Origin of the sequence: Mycobacterium sp. (assembly GCF_035633495.1) — a bacterium.
Taxonomy (GTDB): Bacteria; Actinomycetota; Actinomycetes; order Mycobacteriales; family Mycobacteriaceae; genus Mycobacterium.
This window is the reverse complement of the sequence record NZ_DASQEU010000060.1, coordinates 1-5170: the sequence shown is the minus strand read 5'-3', so window position 1 is coordinate 5170 and position 5170 is coordinate 1. Positions and strand designations below refer to the sequence as shown.

General features: G+C 67.4%; 4 protein-coding genes. 1 reads left to right on the top strand and 3 read right to left on the bottom strand.

All coding sequences use genetic code 11. The annotated features are described in order from the left end of the window. Together VET27_RS10290 and VET27_RS10285 are read right to left on the bottom strand one after the other, a co-directional pair. The coding region (locus tag VET27_RS10290) for a glycoside hydrolase family 15 protein (protein ID WP_526517683.1) at window positions 1–2000 on the bottom strand (2000 nt) is incomplete at its 3' end. A gap of 338 nt (window positions 2001–2338) precedes the next feature. Further along, on the bottom strand, window positions 2339–3265 hold the full coding sequence (locus VET27_RS10285) for an SDR family oxidoreductase (protein WP_526517681.1): 927 nt from the start codon (window positions 3263–3265) through the stop codon (window positions 2339–2341). A 61-nt stretch (window positions 3266–3326) separates the two neighbouring features. On the opposite strand from VET27_RS10285, the gene VET27_RS10280 reads away from it, so the two are divergent. Continuing rightward, on the top strand, window positions 3327–3752 hold the full coding sequence (locus tag VET27_RS10280) for a MarR family winged helix-turn-helix transcriptional regulator (RefSeq protein ID WP_526517679.1): 426 nt from the start codon (window positions 3327–3329) through the stop codon (window positions 3750–3752). Between the two features lie 385 nt (window positions 3753–4137). On the opposite strand, the gene VET27_RS10275 is transcribed toward VET27_RS10280, so the two are convergent. Further along, complete coding sequence (locus VET27_RS10275; RefSeq protein ID WP_526517677.1) at window positions 4138–5118, bottom strand: TetR/AcrR family transcriptional regulator C-terminal domain-containing protein; 981 nt, start codon at window positions 5116–5118, stop codon at window positions 4138–4140. Between the last annotated feature and the right edge of the window lie 52 nt (window positions 5119–5170).

The window sequence follows — 5170 nt, the reverse complement described above, 5'->3', positions numbered from 1 at the left end:
GGCCGGTTGGCGGGGTTGAACCCGTGCGCTCGCGCGGACTCCTCGGCCCGGATGACGTGGGTGACGGCGTTGATCAGGGCAAGGTGGGTGAAGGCCTGCGGGAAGTTACCCAGGTGCCGCCCGGTGACGGGGTCGAGTTCCTCGGCGAACAACCTGAGCGCCGAGGCGTGCGAGAGCAACCGCTCGCACAGCGCATTGGCCCTGTCGTCCTCGCCGATCTCCACCAGCGCGGAGACCAGCCAGAACGAGCAGATGGTGAAGGTGCCTTCCTCGCCGGCCAGGCCGTCGTCGGTTTCCTCGACCCGGTAGCGCAGCACCAGGCCCTCGTGGGTGAGTTCGTCGGCGATCGCCAGCACCGTGGCGCGGATCCGGTAGTCGTCCGGCGGGAGGAACCGGACCAGGGGCGCCAGCAGCAGCGAGGCATCCAGTGCGTCGGAGCCGTAGCGCTGGACGAGCACACCCCTGTCGTCGACGCCGTTGGCCAGCACGTCGGCGTGGATCTCGTCGGCGATGGCCTGCCACTTGTCGGCGATGGCGCGCGAGTCGTGCAGCCGGGCCAGTCGGACCCCGCGATCCAGTGCGACCCAACACATGATCTTGCTGGCGGTGAAGTGCTGCGGCTCCCCGCGGACCTCCCAGATCCCGCGGTCCGGTGCCCGCCAGTGCGCCGACGCCTGCTCGACCTGGGCGATGACGATCGGCCAGAGCTCTTCCGGCATCTGCTCGCGCGAGCGCGTGTGCAGGTAGATCGAGTCGAGCAGGGCGCCCCAGACGTCGTGCTGCTGCTGGTTGAAGGCGCCGTTGCCGATGCGCACCGGCGTGGCGTCGTCATATCCGGACAGGTGATCCAGTTTCGCCTCGTCCAGGTGCCGCTCCCCGCCGACGCCGTACATGACTTGCAGGTCGTTGGGGTTGTCGCGGCAGACATCGTGGATGAAGAAGAAGAAGTCGTTGGCCTCGCGGTCGAAGCCGAGGGTGTACAGCCCCCACAGTGCGAAGGTGGAGTCCCGGATCCACGAGTATCGGTAATCCCAGTTCCGTTCCCCCCCAGGGGTTTCCGGCAGGGAGGTGGTCGCCGCGGCCAGCAGCGCGCCGGTCGGTGCGTACGACAGGCCCTTGAGGGCGAGCGCGGAAGACTGCAGGTAAGCCCGCCACGGGTGGTCGGGAAAGGTCCCCTGCGAGAGCCACTGCCGCCAGTACTCGCTGGTGCGCTCCATCCAGGACTCGGCATCGTCCTTGTCCTTGGGTGCGGGCAATTCCGAGAACGTCAGCGCCACAAAGTGGGAATCGCCGCGGGACATCTTGGTCCTGGCCATGGCGATCCGGCCCTCGACGCCCATCCGCAGCGAGCCGGTCAACCGCAGCGTTGGCTGCCCGCTCGCGGTGCTGGTGACCTCGCTGTAGTCCGCGCCCGGGTATTCCCACTGACCGCCCTTGCGGGCGTAGTCGAAAACCGGCTCGCACTGCACCGAGAGGTCGACGGTGCCGTTGATGCATTTCATGGTGCGCAGGAGTACGTGCGCTGCGTCGTAGTCGGTGGGCGACCGGCGGTGGGTCTTGGACCGCTCGTGGGTGTTGTGCCAGGGCGCCATGATCAGCGAGTCCCGAACCACCAGCCACCCGGTCGGGGTCTGCCAGGTGGTTTCCAGCACCAACGTGCCCGGCAGGTACCTGCGGGCAGCGGGCACCTGGACGCCGAACGGCGCCACCCGGAACGAGCCGCCGGCCCGATCCAGGATCGCCGTGAACACACTCGGCGAATCCGGCCGCGGGATGCACATCCACTCGACCGCGCCGGACGGCGAGATCAGGCAGTTGGTCTCGCAATCGGACAGGAACGCGTAGTCCGCGATGCCGGGGAAGTTGCCCGAGCTGTGATGCGGCTCGTGCCCCCCGGCGTTGGCGGCCTGGACCACGCTCCCGATCTCGGAAGGGGATGCGATGGCCTGATCTGCCTGATCGGCGGTCTCGGTGTCGGTCACCGGGTCATTGTCAGCCATGATCTGCGGTTTTGTATGGCGGGCGAGTCACGGTGGTGTGACGCCTGGGGAACGATCGCTAGCTATAGCTAACGGGGCTTCGCCCCAGCCCGACGAGGCATGCCGTCCATCGCTGCCGATTCGAGGGCAAGCTATCGCGGGACCCGCGGTCAGGTGGGCCGACCGCCACCACTCGCTGCGCCGATGAATTGTGACCTTGACGCGAAGTGCGTATATGGAGGTCAGGTGCGCTGTCGTTGCGCTGTGGCGCGAGCGCCACCAACGCTACGCCGCCAGAACCCGTCCCGAAACGTCGAACTTGACTCAAAATTCCGGCTTCGCCGGATGTAGCTAGCTAGCTAGTGCCCGAGTTGAGCGGCGAATCGTGCGACGGCATCCTCAGGGGTGGGTGCCGGGCCGAAGACCTCCTCCTGGCGCGAGACGTCGGCGACGTACCTGCCCGTCTCGATCCAGCTGAACATGGCACCCATGTCCTTGAGGCCAGGTACTGCAACACCGATCACGGCCGTGATCGCGCGAAGCAGGCGGACGGGGATGGCGCGAACGCGGATCTTAGCGCCCACTCGGCGCGCTGCGATATCGGCGATCTCCTGCATACTGACCGGTCGGGTCCACCCGATGTCGATGCGCTCGCCGGGCCTGACGTCGGCGTCGACGGCAGCGGCGAGCAGTGCGGCGAGGTCCGGCGTCAGTACGAAGGTCTGAGGCACGGTCTTGGTGCCGAACGAAATGAGCCGCTTCTTCTCGAAGGGGTCGCCGCTCATCTGGGTGACCTGGTCGAGGAAGGCACCCGGTCGCAGAGCCACGAAGGGGACGTCGTTCCTCTCCAGCGCGTCCTCGGCCAGCTTCTTGTGCCAGAAATGTGAGACCTGTGGGGTTTGGTCTGAGGTGAGGATGCTCGTGAGGACGAACCGTCGAACCCTGGCCCTCTCCGCGGCGATCGCGAGGTTGGCGTTGCCGGTGGTGTCGATGGCCGTGGCGTTCTTGTTCCGCTTGGTGTAGCCGGCCGCGGTGCTGATCACCGCGTCGACACCGGTCATGGCCTCGACCAGCGAGTCGAGGTCGAGCATGTCGCCGCGGGCGATCTCCACACCCTTGGACTCCAGCGCGGTGGCGTCGGAGCTGGGCCGGACCAGGGCACGGACGCTCTTTCCACGCGAGAGGAGCTGGTCGACGACCTGGCCACCGAGGAACCCGGTCGCTCCGACGACAAGGACGCGGCCCGGGGAACGGTCGGACGTCGAGTCGGCTGCAGCAGAGGCCATGCGCTCGATGATACCACAATGCGTGAGTGACTCAACTATTTACCAGGTATAAGATAACCGCATGCGGGATAGGGAGATGCGGGTCGCGGAGGCGCGCCTGCTATCGAGCATGCTGGTCCAGGTCGCAGAGCAGACGAAGGACAACTTCGGCTCCATCGCCGAGTCGTTCGGTTTGCCCGTCCATCTCGCGCGTGCGATCATCCTGCTCGCCGACCCGATGCCGATGAGGGACCTGGCCGAGCAGCTCGTCTGCGACAGGTCGTACATCACGTCGATAGCTGACCAGCTCGAGGAGCGCAGCCTAGTCGAGCGGGTCCCGGGCGCGGATCGCCGGATCAAGTTGTTGAGCCTCACGGCGAAGGGTACCCAGGTACGGGAAGGATTCTCGCAGGCGCTCGCGGAACGCGACCTCGTCCTGAGTCGGCTCGACGACGCGCAACGCAAGGCCCTGCGACCGCTTCTCGAGGCACTCCTGACCGAGTCGTAAGGCGGCACAGAGTTTGGCTGCCGAGCGGTCCAGGCCAGCTTAGCTAGCTAGGCAGGAAGGACCGCGTTCAGGCTGTCGAAGGATGCGACGATCGGGGCGTTGGTGACGGAACTTCGACGCGTACGCTTGCAACCCGAACGCACCGGCCGTCTGCAACGTGGGTTCGGTGTCGGTCTTGGTGGTCTGCCGGTTCGCCGGTTCGGTGGTGCCGACCTTCCGGACCTTGCCGGACAGTGTGGCGGTGCCGGTCCCGGACACCCGCGCCCGGAATCGGAGGGTGTCGCACACCAGTAGCTCAGGCCGAGCGACCCGGGTATTGAAGTCCGTGGTGCCGGGGGGACCTGGCCGAGTCGTTCGCACCGGTGATCGCGCGGCTGGCGGGCGGTCAGCGGACCGCGGGCCGATCGAGAAACACCTCGATGCCGTCCAGCAGTCGAAGAAGGCCGAATTCGAAGAGGGAGTCCAGGCCGAACTCGAGGTCGCGGACGCCGGCCATCTCGGCGAACATCGGGAACGCACCGGTGCTGATGATCTGTTCCATCTGGGCGCTCTGCGCGGCCATCCACTCGTCGCTGGTGACCCCGCTGTCCTGCTCGGCCTGCGCCTCGGGTTCGAGATTGACGGCATTGCCACGGACGAAGTTGGCCAGCATGACCGCGATGTGCAGTCGCGTTCCCGGGTCGAGCCCGGCGGTCTGCAGCGCGGCCATGGCCCATTCGGTATGAGACATGGCGCTGGGTACCAGTTGCGGGCGGGTCATCGAAACGTACTGTGCCAGCCACGGGTGCTGCTGGTACGCCGCCCACTGCAACCGGCAGAGGGCCTCCAACCGTTCCCGCCATCCGGTGCCGACCCCGACGTCCGGCGGTGGAAACCGGTCGAAGACCGTGGCCACCATCGTGGTCAGCAGGTCGTCCTTGCTGCGGACGTACCGGTACAGGGACATGGTGGCGGTGTCGAGTTCAGCGGCCACCCGGCGCATGGCGAGCGCGCCAAGACCCTCCGTGTCAGCGATCCGAATCGCGGCCCGCACCACCCGTTCGCGGCTGAGCGAACCTGCCTCGACGGCGACCGGGTCCGGCCCGTCCCGATGGGCCGAGCCCGCCGGTTTCCCGGCGGTGACCCCGTCCGAACCGCCGAGCTCGACGACCGTGCCCACCCCGGGCACCGCGCGGACCAGGCCCTCGTGCCGCAGCGCGGTCAGCACCTTGCTGGCGGTGGCCATCGCCACCCCCCACTGGCGGGTGATCTGCCGGGTCGAAGGCACCCGCTCCCCGTCGGGTAGCTCGCCGTCGTGGATCCGCCGCCTGATCTCGTCAACGATCCGCGCCGACGGCGAATCTCCCCGAGCATCCGGCTCATTCATGACGTGCGGTCCTTCCCGTCGGGCGCGTGATGCCCAGTGTACTAGTGCACCA

Coding starts and splice junctions, on each gene's coding strand:
- VET27_RS10285 (WP_526517681.1), bottom strand. CDS start 3,265: ATGGCCTCTGCTGCAGCCGACTCGACGTCCGACCGTTCCCCGGGCCGC.
- VET27_RS10280 (WP_526517679.1), top strand. CDS start 3,327: ATGCGGGATAGGGAGATGCGGGTCGCGGAGGCGCGCCTGCTATCGAGC.
- VET27_RS10275 (WP_526517677.1), bottom strand. CDS start 5,118: ATGAATGAGCCGGATGCTCGGGGAGATTCGCCGTCGGCGCGGATCGTT.